General features: G+C 53.5%; 17 protein-coding genes. 3 read left to right on the top strand and 14 right to left on the bottom strand.

Annotation, left to right across the window (positions count from 1 at the left end; translation table 11 throughout):
• Positions 1-176 precede the first annotated feature (176 nt).
• Positions 177-428 (bottom strand): post-transcriptional regulator, encoded by a 252-nt coding sequence (locus tag NSQ73_RS05575; RefSeq protein ID WP_340985670.1) that lies wholly within the window; start codon positions 426-428, stop codon positions 177-179.
• 211 nt (positions 429-639) lie between these two features.
• Between NSQ73_RS05575 and spoVB the strand changes: the two genes are divergently transcribed.
• A complete protein-coding gene (gene spoVB / locus NSQ73_RS05570; protein WP_340985669.1) occupies positions 640-2,241 on the top strand; it encodes a stage V sporulation protein B in 1,602 nt (533 codons plus the stop codon).
• A 10-nt stretch (positions 2,242-2,251) separates the two neighbouring features.
• Here the strand turns inward: spoVB and NSQ73_RS05565 are convergent, their stop codons facing one another.
• A complete protein-coding gene (locus NSQ73_RS05565; protein ID WP_445669653.1) occupies positions 2,252-3,052 on the bottom strand; it encodes a YetF domain-containing protein in 801 nt (266 codons plus the stop codon).
• Positions 3,053-3,374: 322 nt separating this feature from the next.
• Here NSQ73_RS05565 and NSQ73_RS05560 point away from each other — a divergent pair, with 322 nt between their 5' ends.
• Positions 3,375-3,767: a TIGR04086 family membrane protein gene (locus tag NSQ73_RS05560; protein WP_039294476.1), complete on the top strand. Its 393-nt coding sequence runs from the start codon at positions 3,375-3,377 to the stop codon at positions 3,765-3,767.
• 92 nt (positions 3,768-3,859) lie between these two features.
• Entirely contained in the window at positions 3,860-4,708 is an 849-nt protein-coding gene (locus tag NSQ73_RS05555) for a phosphatase PAP2 family protein (protein ID WP_340985667.1), read from the top strand.
• Positions 4,709-4,794: 86 nt separating this feature from the next.
• Here the strand turns inward: NSQ73_RS05555 and yajC are convergent, their stop codons facing one another.
• The 12 genes from yajC to NSQ73_RS05495 all read right to left on the bottom strand — a co-directional run bounded on the left by yajC (position 4,795) and on the right by NSQ73_RS05495 (position 19,180).
• The gene (gene yajC / locus NSQ73_RS05550) at positions 4,795-5,109 is read right to left on the bottom strand and encodes a preprotein translocase subunit YajC (RefSeq protein WP_340985666.1); all 315 of its coding nucleotides are present in this window, start codon (positions 5,107-5,109) and stop codon (positions 4,795-4,797) included.
• Between the two features lie 46 nt (positions 5,110-5,155).
• Entirely contained in the window at positions 5,156-6,292 is a 1,137-nt protein-coding gene (gene tgt / locus NSQ73_RS05545; protein ID WP_042139546.1) for a tRNA guanosine(34) transglycosylase Tgt, read from the bottom strand.
• Between the two features lie 21 nt (positions 6,293-6,313).
• Positions 6,314-7,342, bottom strand: a complete 1,029-nt coding sequence (gene queA / locus NSQ73_RS05540; RefSeq protein ID WP_340985665.1) for a tRNA preQ1(34) S-adenosylmethionine ribosyltransferase-isomerase QueA — start codon at positions 7,340-7,342, stop codon at positions 6,314-6,316.
• Between the two features lie 10 nt (positions 7,343-7,352).
• Positions 7,353-9,455, bottom strand: coding sequence for a SpoIID/LytB domain-containing protein (locus NSQ73_RS05535; RefSeq protein ID WP_340985664.1), 2,103 nt, complete (start codon positions 9,453-9,455; stop codon positions 7,353-7,355).
• A 402-nt stretch (positions 9,456-9,857) separates the two neighbouring features.
• Positions 9,858-10,865, bottom strand: coding sequence for a Holliday junction branch migration DNA helicase RuvB (gene ruvB, locus NSQ73_RS05530; protein WP_340985663.1), 1,008 nt, complete (start codon positions 10,863-10,865; stop codon positions 9,858-9,860).
• Between the two features lie 26 nt (positions 10,866-10,891).
• Complete coding sequence (gene ruvA, locus NSQ73_RS05525; RefSeq protein ID WP_039294459.1) at positions 10,892-11,515, bottom strand: Holliday junction branch migration protein RuvA; 624 nt, start codon at positions 11,513-11,515, stop codon at positions 10,892-10,894.
• On the bottom strand, positions 11,512-12,015 hold the full coding sequence (gene ruvC, locus NSQ73_RS05520; protein ID WP_076245182.1) for a crossover junction endodeoxyribonuclease RuvC: 504 nt from the start codon (positions 12,013-12,015) through the stop codon (positions 11,512-11,514). Before ruvC ends, ruvA begins: the two co-directional genes overlap by 4 nt.
• Before the next feature lie 224 nt (positions 12,016-12,239).
• The gene (locus NSQ73_RS05515; RefSeq protein ID WP_340985662.1) at positions 12,240-12,986 is read right to left on the bottom strand and encodes a BofC C-terminal domain-containing protein; all 747 of its coding nucleotides are present in this window, start codon (positions 12,984-12,986) and stop codon (positions 12,240-12,242) included.
• Between the two features lie 102 nt (positions 12,987-13,088).
• On the bottom strand, positions 13,089-14,258 hold the full coding sequence (locus tag NSQ73_RS05510; protein WP_340985661.1) for a serpin family protein: 1,170 nt from the start codon (positions 14,256-14,258) through the stop codon (positions 13,089-13,091).
• Positions 14,259-14,451: 193 nt separating this feature from the next.
• Complete coding sequence (locus tag NSQ73_RS05505) at positions 14,452-16,578, bottom strand: CocE/NonD family hydrolase (RefSeq protein ID WP_340985660.1); 2,127 nt, start codon at positions 16,576-16,578, stop codon at positions 14,452-14,454.
• Positions 16,579-16,591: 13 nt separating this feature from the next.
• Complete coding sequence (locus NSQ73_RS05500; protein ID WP_340985659.1) at positions 16,592-17,758, bottom strand: dipeptidase; 1,167 nt, start codon at positions 17,756-17,758, stop codon at positions 16,592-16,594.
• Positions 17,759-18,211: 453 nt separating this feature from the next.
• Positions 18,212-19,180 carry an ornithine cyclodeaminase family protein gene (locus NSQ73_RS05495; protein ID WP_340989196.1) on the bottom strand — a complete coding sequence of 323 codons (969 nt, stop codon included), beginning with the start codon at positions 19,178-19,180 and terminating at the stop codon, positions 18,212-18,214.
• Positions 19,181-19,236: the final 56 nt, after the last annotated feature.

The raw sequence follows: 19,236 nt of genomic DNA, 5'->3' as shown, positions 1-19,236 counted from the left end.
ATCACCGTCAATTCAAGAGGAATGACGGTGCCGGATTCACACAAAGAAACGGCCGGTTCTGCTTCTGGGCGCAAACCATCCGTTTGGATAGGAACTGTTGAATTACTCTTCTCTTACTTTACTGCTTCCTGTAGCCGTTTGCAAAAGAAAATCGTTCCTTTTGGCAAATTAGGCCGTCAGTTCAACCCCCGGTAGGCCGCAATGGTCAGGTAATTCATGTAACTGCCCGATTTCAGCGAATAAATATCATTGACCAGTTTATGTAGAGGAGGTCTTCCTTCCTTAACATAATTACGGCTGACACAATCCCAAATATCCTTACCGGTCACATATTCATAGCCGAGGAGGCGGAATTCCTCCGCTTTGCTGATGCACATGGCTTCGATTTCTTCACTAAGCTCGTCATATTTCCATTGTTCCGATTCCACGTGTTGACACCTCCAAAGATTCCCCGTTACGTATGCTCAGAGATAAATATTCGACCCCTCTGCCGCTCTTTCCTTCTTTCGGCCAAAAACTTGTCATATGGAAAGCTTGTCATGGAGTTGACCTGTAGCAGCATATCCTTATACAAGCCTGCTTGGGAGAGGAACAAATTAACCGGAAGTTTTCATCTAATTTGGGAAGAAGGAGTGCCCTTTGAGGAAACAGACCTTTATACAAGGAACATTAATCCTGTTATTTGCAGGCATCATTAACCGGATGCTTGGTTTTATTCCCCGGATTGCTTTGCCGCGGATCATCGGCGCCGAAGGAGTAGGACTATATCAGCTTGGATATCCGTTCTTTATCGTACTGGTAACTGTCATTACCGGCGGGCTCCCGCTGGCAATTGCCAAAATGGTTGCTGAAGCAGAAGGAGAGAACCGGCCGGAGCAGTCCCGCAAAATCCTGCATACGGGCCTGGCAATCAGCCTGACGCTGGGTATTTTTTTCACCATTGTAGCTCTGCTCAGCTCCTCTTGGGTATCAAGCGTTCTTCTGACAGACCAGCGGGTATATTACACCTTCGTCAGCATGACTCCAATGATTGCAATCGTGGCCGTTTCGTCCATCTACCGCGGATATTTCCAGGGCAGGCAGAATATGCTTCCCTCGGCGTTTTCCTCTGTGCTGGAATCAGTCATCCGGATCTTCTTTATGCTTTGGTTTTCCTGGCTGCTGCTCCCCAAAGGAATTGCTTTTGCGGCGGCAGGTGCGATGCTGGGCGTTACTGTGGGTGAGATTGGCGGAATGCTGGCCCTGCTGCTGCAATATTATTATATCGTCAAAAAGGACAAGAATGAGGCTCCGCCTCCTGCCGGAACGGTTGTTTCCGGTAGTTCTGCTGAGTCCGGAGATGAACCGCAGAGACAACCAGGGAGTGTACTTAACCGGCTGATCGGCATCTCTGTACCTGTAACCGCCGGACGCCTGATCGGTTCCTTTTCGTATCTGCTCGAATCAATTATTACTGTGCGCAGCCTTGCACTTGCCGGAATAGCTGCTGCAGCTGCAACTGCACAATATGGTTCCCTGCAGGGAATGGTTATCCCGCTGCTGCTGCTGCCGGGTGTGCTCAGCTCCTCGCTGGCCGTGTCCCTCGTCCCTTCCTTATCCGAGGCAGCTGCCCGGAATGACCTGCCCACGATTCATAAAAGAATGCATCAGGCCCTGCGGCTGGCTATGGTAACGGGCGCTCCGTTTGCTGCTGTTATGTACGTTCTTGCCGTACCGTTATGTACACTGATGTACGGCAATGCAGCGGATACGGCACCTATGCTTCGGATGATGGCACCGTTCGCTTTATTCCTCTATGTCCAGGCCCCGCTGCAGGCTGCACTTCAGGCAATGGACCGCCCGGGCAAGGCACTGATTAATACACTGATTGGTGCGGTCGTCAAAATCCTGCTAATTCTGCTGCTCGCCTCCAGGCCGGAATACGGGATTCAAGGAGCCATCATCGCCATTATTGTCAATAGCCTCCTTGTGACTATACTTCATGGATACAGTGTTATCCGGCTGACAGCCATGTCCTTAAGATGGTCGGATCCGGTCAAAATTATAGCGGCTACGATCATCATGGCTGCCGGAATGTCTTACGTCTATACCTCAGTTCACGTCTCCTCCTCACAGTGGATACAGTTTCTGGCTGCAGCTGGCTGCGGGATGGGCGTATACTTTAGCATTTGCCTGTTATCGGGCCTGATTTCCAGGCGTGATCTGGAGCGTGTGCCCTTCTTCAAACGCTGGCGCAGCTAACATCTTCTCCTTATCTGGAGCCGATCGGGTCAATATATATCTGTCCCTTATGATCAATTGAGCATAGGAAAACATCACGGAAATCGGAGACACCCTTCTGGCGGATCTGGGTTCTAAGCCAAAATCTGTTCTTGCCGATCATCTCCAGGTTGTCGTCCTGCACCTTTCCGTCCATTATCAGCGGAATCGGGAGGCCTTCGTAGCGGATCTTGTGCTTCGGAAGCTTAACTTTACCGGAACTGTCTGATTTGTCTGATTTGTCTGAACCTCCGGAGCTCTCCTGGCCTCCGCTGTTCTGCTCCTTCTGCTCAGCGCTTGAACTGCTGTTTCCGGTCTGATTGGACGACGATACACCTTTATTCTTCTCAATCACGGTAAGCTGCCCGCTTGTTTCAAGAATGGCAAACTCTACATCGGCCGGACTGTCTATGTTCTGCCCGCGTAACTGCAGCAGCAGATCATCAATGTTATATCTCTGTTTACGCATCTCGCCCCGGTGGAGCTTACCGTCCGAGATGAGGATACTCGGCTTGCCATCCACCAGCAGGCGAAGCTTCCGGCTCTTCAGACTGATCTGTGCAACCAACACCTGAATCAGAACCAGCGTTGCCATGGGCACGAACCCGTCATAGATGGGCCGCTCGATATCTTCAATTACAAACACAGCGATCTCAGCAATCATAATGGAAATCGTGAGGTCAAATACCGACAATTTGCCGATCTCCCGTTTGCCCATGATCCGCATACTCAGGAAAATGAAGATATACATCAGCACGGTCAGAAAGATGTGGGCAGTAATATGCTGGAACAACATATTCTCTTCGCTCCCCTTCCGCTTCTCACCCGGCGGCTGAGAGCCGTAACGGGCGGATTAATGTACCCCTATTCTGACCTGCCTGCCAAGGGAACATTCGGAAGCCTGCTGATTAATTACTGGTAAAAGTCCAGTCTGCCATTCTTGTACTATTGGGGCAAGCCTTCCCATACAATGATTAGTACCAGCTCAGGCAGGACACTTTTTTTCAAAGCCCAACCAGAAAGTAACGCAAACAAACTTAGCCTATGCTTTCCAAGCCAGTTTGTAAGGAGCCCGTCCAGGAAGTAATGCAAACAAACTTTTAGGAGGTTTTACCATGTCGTTAATTAGGCGTCTATTCTCATGGAAAATATCTAGTCCTGTATTATCGGGTTTATGCCGGTCGTTCCTGTGGATGCTGCTGGGCGCATTCGTTCTCTCCCTGCTGCTCTGGGGCAGCGGACTGCAGGAACAGGATCTTACCATGTACACCTATATTGTTCACGGCATAGCTGCCGCTTTCGGAGGCTTGACCGCAGGCGGCAGAGCTTCAAGCAAAGGGTGGTATCAGGGAGCACTCACTGGCGCATTCTATGGATTGATTGTTCTGCTGATCGGATTCCTGGCGCTGGACAGCGCACCGGCAGGGATTGATTTCCTTTGGGTATTGGCTGCAGCAGGGATTGGCGCACTCGGGGGAATATTTGGGGTTAATTTGCAGAAATCCTAATTAATATAATTTTTCGAAATTTGAAACCTATCCTTGAAAATATGTTACACTGAGTGCATCTGACTTCATATGAGGGATTTATCAAGGAGGCTTTGAATGCTTTGCTTTACCAGTCCATGAATCTTGTAGTTGTATACACCGTTGCCATTGTAGTGGTATTGATTTGGATCGGCGCCCGGCGCAATCCGCTAATGGCCCTAGTTGAAATCGGGAGAGAGCTGCTGCGGTCCTATAAATTCACTCTGATTATTATAGGAATGTTCAGCGTGCTTGCTCTGAATAAATATGAGCTGCAGATCGAGCGGAAGATGCACCTGACTTCGGATTACACAGCCTTTGTCTTTGGTCTCGAGGGCCACTTTGTCAGACATGTGCAAGAGCTGTTCTATACGCCTTGGCTGACCCCAATCATCGTCTTCTTTTATATCTTCATGCTGCAATCGGTCCTCGCCGCCTCGCTCGGTATCTATCTGCTGGATAAGAACCGCGTGATGCTCTATGCGACCTGCTACACGATCATGATAACCTATGCCGTTGCTATTCCCTTCTATCTGTATTTTCCGGTAAATGAGGTGTGGTTCTATCTTCCCGCAGGGGTGCGATTTACCATGCTGGATGTTTTTCCGAAGTTTGAACAGGAGTACCGGCCGCTGTCGGGTCTTAACAACTGCTTCCCCAGCCTGCATACTGCCATTTCCGTATCCATGGCGCTGCTGGCCTACCGTTCCGGCAACCGCCGCTGGATGGTGATCAGTACAATTTCGGCCGTTGCTATCGTCTTCGGAATATTCTATCTTGGTATCCACTGGCTGACCGATATGCTCGGCGGCACTTTGCTGGCTGTACTGTCCACAACTGTCGCAGTGCAGCTTGCCAAACTCACCCTCCGCAGCGGGGAAGAGAGACTGCGGGTACGCAGCCGGGCAACGGATGTGCGTTAACATTAGACTTTGAACTGTATAATGCAAAAAAAACCGGCGTTCTCTTACGAGAGACGCCGGTTTTTATGTAATTTGGTGCAGACAAATCAATCTTTGTCTTCTACTTCCACAACAGAGTGACTGATCGAACCCCGGTCAAAGGTCAATCGGGTCACGTCATTAACCCGCAATACAACGATGTCATCAGAAATCTCCATAATTGTTCCGTGAAGACCGCCGATAGTAACTACCTTATCGCCTTTTTTCAAAGACTTAAGCATTCCGTTGCGTGCTTTGGTTTTCTTCTGCTGCGGACGAATCAGCAGGAAGTAGAAAACAACAAACATAAGTACAAATGGACCTACCAGGCCAAGGATGCTGCCTCCTCCGCCTGAAGCTGCTGCCAGTTGAAAATGTGACATATCATTTCCCCCCTTTCCAAAAACTTTAATACATCACTCAGTACTTTTAGAAGCCTTTTAGATTATCATATAATCCGTATTGTGCAAAAAACTCATCGCGAAAATCAAGCAGCCGATCTTCCATGATGGCTTCACGCACTTTACGCATCAATTCCAGCAGGAAGTGTAAATTATGGTATGTCGTTAACCGCAAGCCGAAGGTTTCGTCGGCTTTGATCAGATGGCGCAAATAAGCGCGGGAATAATTCCGGCAGGTATAGCAATCACACTCCGGATCAAGCGGCCCGAAATCACGGGCATACTGCGCGTTGCGTACAACGAGTCTTCCCTGACTGGTCATCGTCGTTCCATTGCGGGCAATACGGGTAGGCAGAACACAGTCGAACATGTCTATTCCGCGGATTGACCCTTCCAGCAGCGCATCCGGTGAACCTACGCCCATTAAATAGCGTGGTTTACCTTGCGGCAGCAGTGGAACTGTATAATCCAGCACTTCATACATTAGCTGCTTGGACTCTCCGACGCTGAGCCCCCCAATAGCATACCCCGGGAAATCCATGGAAGTCAAATCTGCCGCGCTCTGACGGCGCAGATCCTCGTGCATGCCCCCCTGTACGATTGCGAACAGCCCCTGATCATTAGGACGTGCATGGCTCTTGAGGCATCTTTCTGCCCAGCGGGTGGTGCGTTCAAGTGACTTTTTGACGTATTCATATTCTGCCGGATAAGGCGGGCATTCATCGAAGGCCATCATAATATCGGAACCGAGTGCATTCTGGACTTCCATCGCTACTTCCGGCGAGAGAAACTTCTTGTCCCCATTTAAATGAGAGCGGAAATGAACGCCTTCTTCGGTAATCTTACGCATGTCGCTCAGCGAGAATACCTGGAAGCCGCCGCTGTCAGTCAGGATGGGCCGGTCCCAGTTCATGAATTTGTGCAGACCGCCGGCTTCGCCGATGATCTCATGGCCCGGACGAAGGAACAAATGGTAGGTATTACTCAGAATAATCTGCGCATTCATTTGCTTAAGCTCTTCAGGGCTCATTGTTTTGACGGTGGCTTGTGTGCCTACCGGCATGAAGGTTGGTGTTTCAATGATTCCGTGTGGAGTATGGACTCTTCCGAGCCGTGCTCCGGACTGCTTACAGGTCTTAATGTGTTCATAAGTGATTGCTGCCATAGGTTTAACCCTTCCTCTTGCTTAATAAATGAACATTGCATCGCCAAAGCTGAAGAACCGGTACTGCTGCTTAATCGCTTCTTCATAGGCGGCGAGAATATGCTCCCGGCCGGCCAAAGCGCTCACCAGCATGACCAAAGTAGACTTCGGCAGATGGAAATTGGTAATCAGTGCATTGACGACAGTAAATTCGTAGCCGGGATAGATGAAAATATCCGTCCAGCCGCTTGATGCCTTGAGCGGTCCACCCGCCGCTTGTCTCCCGGCCGTCTCAAGGGTCCGGCAGGAGGTGGTGCCGACAGCGATAATTCTTCCGCCTCTGGCTCTCGCGGAGTTCAGCATCTCTGCTGTCTCTTGGGATAATTCGTAATATTCGGCATGCATCACATGCTCTTCCACGGTTTCTACCGACATCGGACGGAAGGTGCCGAGACCTACATGCAGGGTAATATAAGCGATATTCACACCGGCCGCTGCAATCTGCTCCAGCAGCTCTTGAGTGAAATGCAGTCCCGCCGTAGGGGCGGCCGCCGATCCTTCATGCCGCGCGTAGACTGTCTGATAACGTTCGCGGTCATCCAGAGTTTCCTTAATGTACGGAGGAAGCGGCATCGATCCGAGCCTGTCCAGTATCTCCTGGAAGATTCCCTGATAGATAAAGCGCAGCGTCCGGCCGCCCATATCCGCTTCGTCCTCTACTACGGCGCGAAGCTCTTCGCTGAAGATAATCACCGCTCCGGTCTTCAGCTTCTTGCCGGGCTTAACCAGCGCTTCCCAGCGGTCTTCACCGAGATTCTTCAGCAGCAGAACCTCTGCCTTCGCCCCGGTATCCTCCTTGACACCGAACAGTCTGGCCGGAATAACTCTCGTATCATTCAACACCAGTGTATCTCCGGGACGGAATTGCTGCAGTATATCTGTGAAATGCCCGTGTTCCAGTTGACCGTTCTCCTTTTTTACGAGCAGCAGTCTGGATGAGCTGCGGTCGGCAAGCGGAGTCTGGGCAATCAGTTCCTCCGGCAAATTAAAATCATAATTATCTACATTCATGATGGGATCTTCATTCCTTAACTATAGTAACGTTATTAAAATAGTGTTGCAATATTTGACGATAATCATACCCGCTATCTGCCATGCCCTTTACGCCCCATTGGGACATGCCCAGGCCGTGCCCGTTGCCCCAGCCGATGAAATAGAATCCGGGACTGCTGGTGACCACTCTGGAAGATTGATCAGCACCCATGACTACGGTTCCGCTGCCATTTGCAGTAACTTTGCCGGTTGCAGAGAGCACTCCAGCGCTTGTCGAACTGCCAATTGTGGCTGTAGTGCCGTCAGCGCCTAGTACAGTATAACTGCCTGCCGGGACAATATCAAACAAAGTACTGGGCAATCCGCCAAAGGATGAACGGAACAGATCCGGGTATTTCACCTGCAGAATCTGGCCGTTAGCCTTGACTTCCACCGCTCTCCCCGAAGGGCCGCGCTTAGTCACCTGGAGACTGGTTATGGAAGACGGAAGAGCGTTGCTTGTTTTGCCGGACAGGCTTTTGAGCAGCTCTGCCGAGGTATACGGCCCTTTGATCCAGCTGTAGCTGCCGGATTCATAGACCTGGCCCAGCACTACGGCGTTATCGCCGGGGTTCAGCTTGCCTGCGGGAGTAACACTGCTCTCAATAATAGGCAAAGGCCGGATATTCACATCCTTGGTGGTTGCCGTAGCCAGCGGAAGTCCGGCTGCCGTTGTGTTCCCGGTCAATTTGATATTGTCTTCACGGGCATAACCGGAAATGCCGCTGTTCAGCAGCACATAATACCACTTTTTAGATGAAGCAACTGCCGCAACATCCTCGGCACTGGCTACACTGACGAAGGTATCGCCGCCGTTGTTCCATACTTCAGACGGATCTGCAGTAACGCCGCCGCCGTTGGAAGAGAACACGGCCTCTACTATTTTGCCGCCGCTCATCAGCACTTCACCTGCAGTAGCATCCACTGCTTTGGTAATGACTGGAGCTTCAGCGCCTATGCCGTTATACACCTGGCTCAGCGTGGTATCGACAACATTGGCTACATCGAAGCGGTTGCCCTGGGCCAGCGCATAGCTGCGCGCCGCAACGGCCTGGGCTTTGAGCGCCTCTTCCGGCCAGCCGGATGAAACCTCTCCGCCGACAACCGCATACAGATATTGCTCCAGCGGCACTACGTTGATTACAGACAATGAACCGTTCAGATTGCCCAGCTCCAGATTGCCTCGGTAAGTACGCTTGGATCTCTCCGTAAGCAGAATCCCCTTCTCATTGCCGGCGGCTGTGAACTTCGCGTCGCTTCCGGATAACAGATAATGAAAGGCCTGGACTTCACTGCTGAAATCAAGTCCTGCGTCCATCCGGATAATTAGTCCCGCTGTACCTGCCGCCACCGGCGACAGAACAAGCTGCGGGAGCAGTGCAGCTGCCGAGGCAGAGACCGCTGCAAGATCGCTGTCACTCGCCGCTTCGCCTACCCAGACTTCAGTCCGTGCACTGCCGCCTTCTCCGGACACGAATACCGGCCAGGCATCGAACCCGGCAGCGGTAAGGCTGCCGACAACCGCCTGCGCTTCCTCAAGAGTCGCGTAGGAACCTGCGGACAGATGTTTGGTCCCGGCAACAGCCGGGGTCTGTCCTTCCGGAAGGCTTACTCCGGCTTTCATCACGGAGGTCAGCCCCGTTTTGGCGGCAGCTTCACTGGCATAGCTTCCAGTATATAGCTGATACACCTTGGCTCCGCCCCGTGATGCCATAAACAGCTGGGGTTTATCGGAGGTAGCCTGGAGCTTCTTGGCTGCATCCGCCGCCACCTGCCAGGTTGGCGTTTCCAGCACCTTCACCCGGTAGCCGTCCAGACTGACACGGACTTTATTCTGGGCAGGAACCGACAATAGAGGTGTTCCGGCCTGCGAGAGCAGGCTGAAGCCCAAATCGGACTGCAGCGTGACCAGCGGTACGGTAGATTTATATTTGCTGCCAATATCGGCATACAGCGCAACCCGGATCGCCCCGCCGGTATCGGCGTGAGTGGTACCCGCAAAGGTCAGAAGGCTGCCTGCTACCATTGAGGCGGCCAATACTCCGCGGCCCAGCAGCCCTAACCCTGTTTCTTTCCACCTGGCAAGATTCATTGTAGGCCTCCTAAAAATTTTGAGAGTAGCTGCTGCCTGACTAGGCTTCGTTCCAAACCAGCTTCGGAAGCATACTCTTAATTGTGTTATACAAAAGGCATTCTAGACTGCAACCAATTAAGCACCCGGTCGGGCACTTATGTGACGAGCGGTTTATTCAACTTCTCGCACCTAATCGATTGCAAAGAGCATTCAAATTCTTAAGCTTCTCACTTGTATAGGCTTAATTGTTGTACGGATTGCAACTTGATCCCCTAGATATCTGGCGGTTGGGACAGATTGTTGTATGAAATACAAGATTTGTCCCGCCAAACCGCTTGGAGGAGAAGAAATGTTGCCTTTGATACAACAATTCGGGATTATAGCCGGGATCATACGAAAAATGTTGTATTATGGGCAGCCTCAGTTCTGCTGCGGAGGGAGCGGAAGTCCCAGATGATGATAGGCCGCCGGGGTCACTATGCGCCCGCGCGGCGTGCGCTGCAGGAAACCGATCTGCAGCAGATAGGGTTCGTATACATCCTCAATAGTCTGGCTCTCTTCGCCTATCGTAGCGGCGATGGTATCGAGCCCCACCGGTCCGCCGCGGAAGGAGCTGATCATCGATTGCAGCATCTTGTGGTCGATGTTGTCCAGTCCGCGCAGATCTACCTGAAGCATCTTCAGCGATTCAGCGGCAATCTCCGGCGTAATAATACCGTCGCCGCGGACCTGCGCATAATCGCGCACCCGCTTCAGGAGACGGTTGGCAATCCGCGGAGTCCCACGGGCCCGCAGGGCAATCTCTTCCGCAGCATCGCCCAGAATCTCGATGCTGAGCAGCTCGGCGTTGCGGGCTACGATGAAGCTCAGCTCATCGATTGTGTAGTACTCCAGCCGGCTGACTACGCCAAAGCGGTCGCGCAGCGGAGCGGACAGCAGCCCTGCGCGTGTCGTTGCTCCAATGAGCGTGAAGGGGGGCAGGTCCAGCCGCACTGAACGGGCACTAGGGCCTTTGCCGATCATGATATCCAGCGCGAAATCCTCCATCGCCGGATACATGACCTCTTCCACCGTGCGGTGCAGGCGGTGGATCTCATCAATGAACAGCACATCGCCTTCCTGGAGGTTGGTCAGCAGCGCGGCCAGATCGCCCGGCCGCTCAATTGCCGGACCGGAGGTGGTCCGCAGATTCACACCCAGCTCATTGGCGATAATATTCGCCAGCGTTGTTTTGCCGAGACCCGGAGGCCCGTACAGCAAGACATGATCCAGCGCTTCGCTGCGCATCTTGGCGGCTTCAATATATATTTTCAGGTTTTCTTTCACCTGGTTCTGGCCGATATATTCACCCAGATAACGGGGCCGCAGACTTAATTCAACCGCCTGCTCGTCCATCATCAGATTTGCTGATATAATCCGGTCATCCATTATTCCTCACTCCGTTCTTCAGGGACCTATTTGGCTATAAAAAGCAGCCCCAGCGCCTTCTTCATCAGCACGTCAACCGGTCCGGTATCCGTTCCCTCTTGCTTCATCTTCAGCCATACGCGGTCCAGCTCGGTATCGGTATAGCCCAGCGCCTTCAGGGCATCCCTGGCCTCTTCCCACGGGAGTGCCTCGGCCTTAGCCTGGGCTTCAGCCGCTACAGCGAACAGGCCTGTCTGCAGGGCAGCGCCGCCGAAGCCGTCCAGCTTGTCCTTCAGATCCAGAATCATCCGCTGCGCCGTCTTCTTACCGATGCCCGGCAGCTTCGTCAGGAAGGTGATGTTCTCCTGATAGATCGCCGAGATCAGCTGATCCGGCGTTCCGCCGGTCAGAATGCCCAGCGCCACACGCGGGCCGATCCCCGACACCTCGATCAGCTTGCGGAACAGCTTCTGCTCCTCACGGGTCGGGAATCCGAACAGGAGCGTCGCATCCTCACGGGTCTGATAATGAATGAAGATGGTCACCGGACCCTCCACCTTGGCAAAAGCATACGGATTCGGGCAGAAGACCCGGTAACCTACGCCTTGAACATCCAGTACTACATATTCTGACTCCAAATGTACAACCGGTCCTCTTAGGAAATCTATCATTTTCGCAATACCTCATTTAATTTGGAATTAAGACTCACGGAATGGGCGTGGCATACCGCCACCGCCAGTGCATCCGCCACATCATCGGGCTTCGGTACAGCCGACAGCTTAAGGAGCAGCTTGATCATCTCCTGAACCTGTTTCTTCTCTGCCTTGCCGTACCCTACTACTGCCTGCTTCACCATCATAGGAGTGTATTCCGCCACCGGCAGCCCGCGCTGCACGGCCGCCAGAATCAGCACTCCGCGCGCCTGCGCCACCGGCAGGGCCGTTGTCACATTGCGGCTGAAGAACAGCTTCTCTACCGCAACCGCATCCGGCTTATATTTATCAATCAGCTGTACCATGCCTTCATAGACATGCAGCAGACGTTCTTCTTCCGGAGTATGCGCCTCAGTCTGGATGCAGCCGTACTGGACCGGAGTCAATTTGTTACCAACCTTATCTACAAAACCAAAGCCGACAATCGCCAGCCCCGGATCAATCCCCAAGATGCGCAAGATCCTTCTCTCTCCTCTGTGCCAGGGCAGAATAGCCCCTGCGGGTTCATCCATGAATCCGCCCTAAAGCGAACATATGTATTCCTTCTACCCATTATAGCAAAAAAATTTCCCCGGGGAGACAAAAACTTTGTCCCGGGGAAATTAAAATCAGGCTGCTATTTCAAACAAAAAAACCCGTGAGCCTCCTGCCCACGAGTCTTCAAACAGTTATGTCCTTCACTTCATTCCGCATGCATCACCTGTTCCGCCGAGTCCCGCGCATAGTCGCTGAAGGTAGACAGTACACTGTCGTACTCCTCCATGTCCTGCACCCGGATGCCCTGATGAAGCTGCTCCCAGATCCCCTCCGGCAAAGAGGATTTCATCGAGCCCATATCCAGCTGAAAGAAGGTCTTCATCACCTTTTCTGATGTCGGCGGTCCTTTGAACAGCGTCAGATTCCCCTGTTCATCCACTCCGAAGTAGGCCTCTTTTTTGGTGAGCGGCGACAGATCATTAACTCTCTGCTCCAGCCACAAATCGCCTTCCTCGCTGAGCCAGCCGCTCCAATCGGAATGCTGTCCGATCATCATCTTCAGCTGGGCCGGTGTCTGCTTACCGGGCAGTGTCTGCACCTCTTCGCCGGATACATAAATTGTCTTCAGGTGCACCGTTCTGCTGACCGCTTCCCGGCTGACCGCTTCAAGCAGCTCTTTGCTGTCCATCACAGCAGCTTCATCTTCTGCTTCATTCCCTGTATGGTTATAAACGGCTGCCACAGCCGGAATACTGCTGCCGGGTTCCCGGTTCTGCTCCTCTATTCCGCTTAGTGTTCCAGGCAACGTCCAGGCCGTATGCTCCAACAGCAGGCTGATCTCTTCCGGAACCTGCATGCCACGCCACGCCAGCACCGTAAGCGCAATGCATGCCGCCCCCACCCAGGGAGCCTTTTTCCAACGTCTCCACCGCCGCCACAGTTGTTTTTTCAAGCGAAAAGCATTCACGTTAATCCCTTCATTCTGGTTTTTCCCTATTGTGACCTGTGAAGGGAGCATTTATGCGTAATTGCTTGAAATTCATTCCAAGCGGAATTAATCTGTGTCCAGCGGATTCTCAATGGCTCCGAGGAACAGGACCACCTGAGTCTGCACATCCTTGATCATGAACAGAAACGGCCGGTTGACCGTCATTTCAAAAGGCGTATCTGCAGGAGCAGCTGATCCTGCCCGCATCTGGATCACTGTGGACGCCGCCGCCTCTGTTCCCCGTTCATTCACATCGATGTAGGTTTTGTGGATGACCTTGTCAAAGTAAACCGGGCGATCCAGGTCCGCCAGCAGCGAGAAATCACCCTGAACCGGATCGAAAGCCAGCTTCACACCCAGCGCCTGCAGAACCTTTGTAAGCTCTGCCCCGTAGCCCGCTGTAAAACGCGGCAGCCGCAGCGTCCCCCGGGCACTGGCGAAGCCCTCATCAAGCGGGAGGCTGCCCGCCGCAAGCTGATCCGCAAGCTCCTGCAAGGAAGATTTCCCGCCCGGCAGGATTACGGTCATCTCCATCTGGCCCTCTCCATAAGGAAGCTTTACAGCCTGCCAGTCCTCATTCCCGGCATACTGGAAATATCCGCTCCGCTTCATCATCATTACCTGCACTGCTGCCCCGTCCGGGGGATAGAAGTCTGCTGACGCAGTAGCCTCCTCTGGAAACACATCACTCCAGCCGGCTTTGAAATACAGTGCGTTGACAAGTACCGCAACTGCCTGGTCACCCGGCGGCTCCGTAAGCATCTGCCTGATCTTATGCCCGGTATGCTTCGAGACCCAATCATTAATCTGCGTCACAGATTTCTCTGCAGCTAAGTCTGTCGCCCTGATCTCTGCGTTATAGAAATCCTTACCTGTCTTGAGATAGTCCTTGCGCAGCGGCAGCCCCTTCATGCCCCAGACCGAATTCGCTATCTTCAGCTCAATTCCCGGTCCGGCGTCATTCAGCAGCTGCAGCAAAGCCTGATGCCTGGTATTCAGCTTCTGCCGTTCTTCGGGCACATAACCGAGCAGCGTTCCCAGCTCCTCTGCTGTCTCTCCGGCGCTGCCGTTATAGGCTAAGGCCAGGGCTGCGGCGACACTATAAGGAGATATGGTCACGTTGCCGCCGCCCTGCTTCCACAATTGGTCCAGCAGCTTCACTCCCAGCCGGTTGCTTCTCTCGGCCAGTCCGAAATCAAGCCCGGCTGCTGCTGCCTGTCTCTCTGAATAGCTCAATTTTGAACCTCCTTCACTGCAGCCGGCCAAGAGCAGCGCGGCTAACAAGAGTACGGATATTCTTTTGATCATCATAACTGTCCCCCTTGAGTTCATCCAAAGCGGCAAGGACATGCCCGAGAGTCCCATTCCTATTCATTGACGGCCCCAATTGGGAAAAGTTGCAAATTATCAGCCGGCTAAGTCACCTCTATTAGAAATTCGGCACCACCGGCAGCTTAATGTGGCTCGGATACTCCTGGTTATGGCAGATCGTCTGCTGCACAATGACCGCTTCCGTATCTTCATACGGATTGTTTCCGGTGTTTGTGTTAGGAAAGGCCACGAATTTGCTGGAAGAAGTGACTGTGAAGCGGACCCGGTGTCCTGCGGCAAACGTGTGGGCAATGTTCTGCAGGAAAATATCATACCGCTCCACCTGGCCCGGCACCAGCAGCTGCGGCTGCTCCAGCCCATGCCGGTATTTCGCCCGCACGATGTAATTGGACAAGCGGATGGAATCGCCTTGTTCATTCACATCACTCAGCGTCACGACCCAGTCCGTATCCAGACCCGAGCTCGCAGCATAGATGACCGCAGACAGCTCACCGGCAATGGTCAGCTTCTCCGCCAGCGGCTCACTGGTATAGACAACGATATCGCTGCGCAGCTCATGCTTCCGCATGTTCTCCGGTTCCCGCTCTCCGCTGTCAGCAACCGGGTCAGCCGGATTATAGATGTAAGTGTCTGCTGCTGAATGTTCCTCCGGCTCCATAACCAGCCGTCCATCGCCCAGTGATGAATTCGCCCGGCCGTCTCCGCCCAGATAGAACGGAGTTACCTTTGCTTCTGCCGGTGTCCAGTCCTCCGAGGTTCTCCAGCGGTTCTCGCCCACCACATAATAGGAAGCCCGCGGCTCCTGGTCGATGCCGTTCGGAATCCCCTTCAGGAACCGGTCGAACCAGCGCAGCACAGATATATCATAATCGTACACCACTGCATCATTGCCGAAGGATACGTCCAGCAGATCCCGCGCCCGGTTCGGTCCGTGCTCCCAGGCGCCGAGACGGATTTTGCGGCTCTTCACATCATGCTCCGTCAGCATCCGCCAGGTCTCCGATACCCCCGGGCTGTCACCGTCATACCAGCCGGAAATTACATACATTGGAACCTTAACCTGATCTCCGCGTTCGGTGAACGTACAGTTTCTCCAGAAATCATCATACTCGGGATGCTGGCTCCACAGCTCCCACGGACCGGATGTGCGGCCGATCATCTGCTGCGGAATATCCCTGATGGGTCTGGCATCGACCGCCGCTTCCGGGTCCACTGTAATGCCGCCAAAAATATCAAAGTCCGTCCGCGTCCCCACCGACTGCGCAAGCGTCCAGGACAGCAACGGCCAGGAGCAGAGCGTTCCTCCTTTGCGCGCGGTGTCCACGAACGGCGAACCTACATTAACCTCATCCACCACCGCCAGCAGGTTCGGGTGACCGCTGGTAGCGGCTGCTACAACAACATAGCCGAGGTAGGAGGCGCCCCACATTCCAACTTTGCCGTCAGACCATTCCTGGGCAATAATCCAGTCAATGGTATCGTAGCCGTCATCGCGTTCATTGTAGAATGGGATCAGCTCACCTTCCGAATCCGCGCGGCCGCGTACATCCTGGGAGATCACGGCGTAGCCTTTATTCGCCCAGCGCATGAAGATTTCTTTTTTACCATTCCGGTCGTAACAGGTTCTCACCAAGATAGTTGGCACCTTCGTTCCCGGCTCAAGACCTTCAGGAAGAAATACATCGGTAGCCAGCTTCACGCCATCCCGCATCGGCACAAGATACGTTCCCAGATCGTCCACACCATATTCCGGCTGCGACAGCAGCGGTTCAGCATAGAGGGCGAGCGGGGTCAGCTGCTCATATCCTGCCTTAACGATCAGCTCAATGCCATAGCGGTTAGGGGTCAGAAAGGCGATCACCTCCCCGTCCAGCGTTACAATATCCAGCGCCGTGCCCCCGCGGTAAGCCCATACCTGCGAAGTCCGCTCTACACCGGAGATCTCCGCCTGATAGGTAATATGCTTCTGATATTTGTCCCCGTTCTTGAGGATAACCTCGTCCCCGGCCCATTCCGCATCGGTGTACACATGAAGCTGCCCCGCGATCCGCGTCAGCGGAAGAACATATTTCGCGCCAGCATCCAGCACATTCTCCTGCATCTGTGTGCGTCTGCGAGTGTCAACCTTGGCGTGCATGACCTCCTTGTCCGTGAAACGGATAGTGCCGCTATATATCCCCGAGCAATAGAAGTTGAAGCTTGTCTGCTGTAAGTATGAATTCATCAGTAAAAGTCCCCTATCCGCAAATTTGTTCGAACACACGCAGCCAGTTGCCGCCCATAATCTTAGCGATCTCTTCATCACTGTACCCGCGCGCCACCAGTCCCCGCGTGAAATTGCTGAAATAACTGTATTTCTCAAGCCCTGCTACGGTTTCCGTGGAGGGACCATCCCCTTTGGCGAACCCCAGCTTAGGTGCAATCTGCTCCTTGAAAAAGACCAGTGACCACTCCAGGTCACTCATAGGCCAGTCCGTTCCGATACCCACATGCTCTACGCCTACCAGCCTGATCACATATTCAATATGGTCCAGTACATGCTCAATGGTGGTATGGTCCGGATCTTCATGCACAAACCACGGCATCGCAAAAATACCAATCACACCGCCGGTCGCAGCAATCGCGCGGATCTCCTCGTCACTTTTGCAGCGCATATGCGGGTAGATAGCTTCCACGCCGGTATGCGAGGCGATAACCGGCGCCTTTGAGGCCGCACAGGCATCCAGGGTGGTCTGTCTGCCGCAATGTCCGGTATCGGTGATGATTCCCAGCGCATTCAGCCGCTCCACAAACCGCAGGCCGTATTTGGACAGCCCGCCATTGCCCGGCTCCGCACAGCCGGAACCTATCAGATTCTGGTTGTTGTACGTTAGCTGCAGAATCCTTAGACCAAAGCCATGCAGCGCATCGAGCAGCTCCAGATTTGTCCCCAGCGCATCCGTTTCCTGTGCCGTTACAATCCCTGCCTTCTTGCCCTCCCGTTTAGCCCTGCGGATATCCTCTGCCGTCAGTGCCTTCACCAGCCAGTCTGCGGAATCGAACTGCAGCTGAACCTCGCCCATACTGGTAATCATGCTCTCTATATCATTCAGGTGCAGTTCGCGGTTGCCCGCCGTAATTCCGGACTTGTACCATTCCTCTTTGTACTCCGCAATCTCACCGCCGGCCGACAGCCGGGTAATGATCTGCGCCGGCATGGCGCTGTAGACCATCGGTTCATCCTTGTACGGCTCGCACAGCTCCTTCACCTTAAGCGAGACGCTCTCCGGGATAGCGCTTGGGGACAAGGGCCCCTGGAACAGCAGATCAACATTGATATTCTCCTCATGCAGGCGTTTCGCCCGCTCCTCCTGTGCAGCACTCAGTCCGAAGTCATACCAGCCTTCCCGTTCCTGTAAACTCAATTGATCCAGCCCCTCCTCTATGAAACTACCTATTTACTTGATGCTCGCTCGTCCCCGCGGTGAATATTTGGGCTTCCGGCTGCCGCCGCTCCTGCCATTCCAGAAATCGCTTGCTGAGGCTTTGCAGTAACCAATTACGCTAAGCTTAACTGCACTTTGTACAACTAAACCGTCTGATTTTCAACCGATTATCCGTTTAGTTGTATTTCGTGCAATTAAACTGACCAATGTAGTTGGTTATCACCCATTCGGGCAGATTTAGTTGTACAGACTACAGTTATAAGAGGCAAGCAGCTCTTTTTGCTGTTTTTAATTGTACATTATACAACTATCACTGAAGTTTCACTTGGAGCTGAATACATCCATTTGCCGCTTGCTGCATTGTTGAATCGACACACTTCATTAGATCTGATGCTGGACTAGTTACTCTTAATAAGAAGTGCCGAGACCTATTTAAAATGAAATCTCCACGCCTTTATGCAGAGCAACCGCCTGTTTATAAATATAGAAGGCTGCGGCAAGATCCTGAACGGCAAGCCCCAGTCCCTTAAAAAGCGTAATCTCATTGCCGCTTCCCCTGCCGGGGATACGCCCCTTAAGCAGCCCGCCAATTTCACCAATAATATGGTCCGCCGTAATCGCCCCTTCGCTGAGCGGGATCAGATAATCTCCCGCTTCGTGGACCGCTGACTCCAGCCGGTCCACATAGAGCCTTGCCCCGGCTACCAACGCCGTGTCCAGCTCCCGTTCATGCGCCCTGCATGCACCGATCGCATTGATATGCGCGCCTGGCTTCACCCAGGCGCCGTGCAGCACCGGCTCCCCCGCCGCCGTTGCCGTACAGATAATGTCCGCGTCCATCACCGCGTCCTGCACAGACAGCGCTGCCGTGATCTCTGCGTTCCACCGGCTGCTCATGGCATCGGCGAACGCCCGGGCCTTGCCCGGCGTTCTGCTCCAGACCTTGGCGCGCTTAATGCCGCGCACCTGCAGCATCGCCTCCAGATGGCTCCGGGCCTGCTCCCCGGTGCCGAGAACCGCCAGGGACTCCGCCTCTTCCCTGGCGAGCAGCTTCGTCGCCGCCGCACTGACCGCCGCCGTGCGGATGGCTGTAATCGACTGGCCGTCCACTATGGCCAGCGGCACGCCGGTGGCGGCGTCGAACAAAGACACCATCCCCTGATGCGACGGCAGACCGCTCCCGTGGTTGCCAGGGAATACGCTGATGATCTTAGCACCAGTGATCCCTTCACGCCGCAGATACCCGGGCATCATTCCCAGCACATTCCGCTCCTCCAGCGGCAGGACCTGGCGGAGGCTCTGCACGGCCTCCCCCTCCGACAGGTCAGCGAGGACGGTTTCCATCACAGCGATGCAGGACCCCATCGTTAGAATCTCCGCAACTTCCTTCCCGTTTACCATCAGCACATTTAGACCCTCCCGGATTCTTGATAACGAATATCCATTCTTATCTTTTC

The organism is Paenibacillus sp. FSL R10-2736 (assembly GCF_038000245.1).
Classification (GTDB): domain Bacteria; phylum Bacillota; class Bacilli; order Paenibacillales; family Paenibacillaceae; genus Paenibacillus_AQ; species Paenibacillus_AQ phytohabitans.
Note: the sequence above shows the minus strand (reverse complement) of the source record. Positions and strands in the feature narration are given on the sequence as shown.

Bases quoted from the DNA above. Each gene is read 5' to 3' on its own strand.
- NSQ73_RS05560 (WP_039294476.1), top strand. From the start codon at position 3,375: ATGTCGTTAATTAGGCGTCTATTCTCATGGAAAATATCTAGTCCTGTA.
- yajC (WP_340985666.1), bottom strand. From the start codon at position 5,109: ATGTCACATTTTCAACTGGCAGCAGCTTCAGGCGGAGGAGGCAGCATC.
- tgt (WP_042139546.1), bottom strand. From the start codon at position 6,292: ATGGCAGCAATCACTTATGAACACATTAAGACCTGTAAGCAGTCCGGA.
- queA (WP_340985665.1), bottom strand. From the start codon at position 7,342: ATGAATGTAGATAATTATGATTTTAATTTGCCGGAGGAACTGATTGCC.
- NSQ73_RS05535 (WP_340985664.1), bottom strand. From the start codon at position 9,455: ATGAATCTTGCCAGGTGGAAAGAAACAGGGTTAGGGCTGCTGGGCCGC.
- ruvB (WP_340985663.1), bottom strand. From the start codon at position 10,865: ATGGATGACCGGATTATATCAGCAAATCTGATGATGGACGAGCAGGCG.
- ruvA (WP_039294459.1), bottom strand. From the start codon at position 11,515: ATGATAGATTTCCTAAGAGGACCGGTTGTACATTTGGAGTCAGAATAT.
- NSQ73_RS05505 (WP_340985660.1), bottom strand. From the start codon at position 16,578: ATGAATTCATACTTACAGCAGACAAGCTTCAACTTCTATTGCTCGGGG.
- NSQ73_RS05495 (WP_340989196.1), bottom strand. From the start codon at position 19,180: ATGGTAAACGGGAAGGAAGTTGCGGAGATTCTAACGATGGGGTCCTGC.